Origin of the sequence: Kitasatospora sp. NPDC059722 (genome assembly GCF_042733235.1) — a bacterium.
GTDB lineage: Bacteria > Actinomycetota > Actinomycetes > Streptomycetales > Streptomycetaceae > Kitasatospora.
In genome coordinates, this window is the sequence record NZ_JBHWGD010000216.1 from 302 (window position 1) to 3942 (window position 3641).

General features: G+C 73.2%; 2 protein-coding genes and 1 pseudogene. 1 reads left to right on the plus strand and 2 read right to left on the minus strand.

Annotated elements, in window-relative coordinates; genetic code table 11:
• Window positions 1-73: 73 nt before the first annotated feature.
• Both ACFV4F_RS42460 and ACFV4F_RS42465 read right to left on the minus strand, forming a co-directional pair.
• The gene (locus ACFV4F_RS42460) at window positions 74-1606 is read right to left on the minus strand and encodes an alkaline phosphatase family protein (protein WP_380511216.1); all 1533 of its coding nucleotides are present in this window, start codon (window positions 1604-1606) and stop codon (window positions 74-76) included.
• Window positions 1501-2706, minus strand: a pseudogene (locus ACFV4F_RS42465) (endonuclease/exonuclease/phosphatase family protein); the annotation flags it as partial. The pseudogene ACFV4F_RS42465 and the gene ACFV4F_RS42460, both read right to left, overlap by 106 nt.
• Window positions 2707-3266: 560 nt before the next feature.
• Here ACFV4F_RS42465 and ACFV4F_RS42470 point away from each other — a divergent pair.
• The coding region (locus ACFV4F_RS42470; RefSeq protein WP_380511213.1) for a DUF4328 domain-containing protein at window positions 3267-3641 on the plus strand (375 nt) is incomplete at its 3' end.

Sequence of the window (3641 nt, forward strand, 5' to 3'; positions counted from 1 at the left end):
GGTTCGGCGCCCCCGGCCGTGGCTCGGGTCGGGTCGGGTCAGGTCGGGTCGGGTCGGGTCGGGTCGGGTCGGGTCAGTGCACCCAGCCCGCGTAGCGGCGGACGAAGCGCTGGCCTGTGTGGGCGGTGACGACGACGTCGTAGCGGCCCTGCTTGTCCAGCGGCCAGGCGATGTTGGCCTGCTTGCCGGGCTTGACCCACACCGTCTGCGCGGTGCCCGCGAAGTCGTTGGGCGCGGCGGTGAAGGCGACGTCGGTCAGCCCGTCGTTGGCCACCTGGAGCGTGAGCTTGACGTCGCCGCGCAGGTCGGCGGTGACGATCGGCACGCCGATGTCGTTCTGGCCGCCCTGCCCGTCGCGGACGACGGTGCCGGCGAAGCGGCGGACGAAACCGTCCGGGCCGTGCACCGTGAAGTCGTAGCGGCCGTTGGTCGCCGCGGCGTCCCACACGTAGGTGGCGGTGGCGCCGGGGGCCACGGTGAACGGCGTGCCGGCGAACGGGAGGACGATGTTCGGGTAGACGGTGTACGGGAAGGCCACCGAACCGTCGTTGCTCATCGTGCAGGTGACCTTGCCGCTCCTGCGGTCCACCTCGGCGTCGGCCCACGGCTGGTAGGGCAGCGGGCGGTGCGGGCGGTCGCCGCGCTCCGGGACGGGCATCGACTGGGCGCCGACGGCCGGCAGGGCGACGCCGGGCAGCTTGGCGCCCGCGTCGGCCCTGGCCATCAGGGCGTTGGTGTCGGGCAGCTTCGGGATCGAGAAGTCCGGTGCGGCGAAGTCGAAGCAGCTCGTGAGGTCGCCGCAGACGGCCCGGCGCCAGGCCGAGATGTTCGGCTCGGCGACCCCGGTGACGACCTCCATGAAGCGCAGCACCGAAGTGTGGTCGAAGACCTGGGAGTTGACCCAGCCGCCGCGCGACCACGGGGAGGCGACCCACAGCGGCACACGGTTGCCGAGGCCGATCGCCCGCCCCTGGGTGAACTCCTCGGGCGTGCCGGCCTCGGGGGTGGGCGGGACCATGTGGTCGAAGTAGCCGTCGTTCTCGTCGTACATGACGAGGAAGACGGTGTGCTGCCACACCTCCGGGTTGGACATCAGCGACTGGAGCGCCATGTCGACCCAGTGCGCGCCGTAGGCCGGGCCGGCCGCCGGGTGCTCGGAGAAGAGGTAGGGCGCGACGAGCCAGGAGATCGTCGGGAGGGTGCCGTCCTTGCAGTGGCGGTCGAAGTCCGTCGGGTCGAACTTCGTCATCGCGTTGACGTACCGCGGGTCGTCCGCGGGGAAGTCGTGGAACTGCTTGAAGTAGGACAGCGCGTTGTCGTCGTAGTCGCCGGTGCGGTCGTCCTTGCTGGGGTTGTGGTAGACGCGCCAGCTGACGCCCGCCTTCTCCAGGCGCTCGGCGTAGGTGGTCCAGTCGGCGACGGGGTTGTCGGTGACCGGCGTGTTGTCGATCCAGGGACCGGTGGTGCCGTCGCGGCCGGGACCTTGACCGGGTCCGGGCTCTCCTCGCGCAGGGTGTCGGTCAGCCCAGCGGCCTGGAACTCCTTGGAGACGGGCCAGTTGACGGCTCCGACATTGCCGTGCGCGGTGGCGGTGGCGGCCGTCCAGTCCAGGTGGGAGGGCGAGGAGAGCGCGCCGGCGAGCACCACCGGAGTGTGCTTGGCGACGTCGGCCCGGACGGCCGCGGCCAGCGCCTTGGCCTGCTTGAGCCGGACGGAGGCGTTCTCGGCGGCCTCGGCCTGCGCGGCGGTGCGGCCGTCCTGGACGCCGTACGGGCCGTAGTCGCTCTCGTCGAGGTGCGCGGCCCAGAAGCGGACGGTCCGTCCGCCGGGCAGCCGCACGGTCGCCGCGGCGGCGGGCAGGTCGGCGGCCACCGGGGTGACGTCGGCCAGCGGGTGACGGCTGAGGATGCCCACGCTGCCAGAGCTCTGGTAGGCGTACCAGCCGAGCGCGGTGGCGAGGGTCTGCGCCTGGGTACCGGCCGTCTCCTGGAGCGCCACGACGTCGAGGCCCTGGGCGAGCACCACGCGCACCTGCTTCTCCAGCGCGTCGGTGTAGCCGCTGCCGGCGTCGTGCAGGTTCCAGCTCGCGGTCTTCAGGCGCAGCGGCCCGGCCGGGTCGGCGACCGGGACCAGCACGGTGATCGTGTCGGTCGCGCCCGCGCTGTCCTTGACGCCGACGACGACGATCTCCGGGTTCTGGCCGGCCTTGGGGGCGGTGCCGGTCAGGGTGCCGTCCGCGCTGACCGAGGCCCAGGCCGCGCCGCCGGCCTTGCGGAAGGTCGCGGTGCCCACCGGGTTGCCGGCCGGGCGCGACCACAGGCCGCCGAGCTTGACGGACACCGCGGCGCCGGGGGCGACGGGGGCGGTGGTCAGCGAGTCCACGGCGGCGTGCGGGCGCACGACGGCGGGCCTGGGGCGGAAGCTGAACGGCTCGGTCTGGGCGAGGACGCCGTAGCCGTCCTTGGCCAGCAGGTAGGCGGTGTACGGGCCGCCGGTGAGCGCCGAGGTGTCGAGCTGGAGGTCGCCGGAGCCGCCCGGGGTGTACTTCCACAGCAGGGAGGACCCGGTGCCGGGCTTGCGGCTGCCGTCGTAGATGCCGACCCAGTTCTTGGCGTCGGGGGCGTCGGTGGTCCAGTGGAAGGCGAGCCGGTCGCCTTCGGTCGGGTTGGCGGGTGCGGTGAGGGTCAGGGCGCTGCCTGCGGCCACGGTTGTCCTGTCCGCCGCCGGGGAGGCCGGGCCCGCCCGGAGTCGCCGGGGATCGTCGGGATCACCGGGATCGGCGGGGCCGGTTCCGCGCGCGGCTGGTCACGGAGGCTGAGGGGGGAGCCACAGTTGGCTGTACAACTGTGGGCGCCCTCATTCACCCGAAGGCCAGCGACCGGAACGTGAACGACGCGTGACGCACCATCGGGAGGTTCGGGAACTCCGGGACTTGCGGGTGTTCGAGCGGCCTTCGGAGGATCTGCCCGGATTCCCCCGATACAGCCCCTGACCTGCGGCGATCCCGGCGGTATTCCACTGGCGGAGGTCCCGGCCGCCCCACTAGGCTCGGCGCGCCCGCCCCGCTCGGGGCGACGGCCCGACCGACCGGAGCGCGACGTACGCGCCCGGCGGCCCCCAGGAGTGGACCGATTCTGATGATGTGTGCGGTGTGCGGGGCTCGCCCTGCGGCGATCCCGAACCGGCGCTGCCTGAGCTGCGCCGAGGCCGACCCGACGTGGCCGAGGGCGTACCGCTCGCCCGTCGTACCGGCGATCCTCGCCTACGTGGCACTGGCCTTCAACATCCTGCTGGCCGTCCTCGCCGTCGGCGCCGACGTCACCGCCCTGGTCTTCTACTCCCTTGCGCAGGACCCGGGTTCGGACGTCTCGCTCGGCGACTTCGACACGCTGGAGAGCCTGGCCAAGGGGCTGGACGGGGTCGCCTTCCTCCTCCTCGCCCTGGGCGCGACCGCGTTCATCATCTGGTTCTACCGCGTACGGCAGAACGCCGGCCTCTTCCTGCCGCTCGGCCACCGGCGCGGCACGGGATGGACGATAGGGGGCGGGGTGACCCCCCACGTCCCCGTATTGTTTCCCCCCGACCGCAATGGCCCCCGCGGGGGAGCGCGTGGCGCCGGGGGCCGGGTCGGGGGGGGCCGG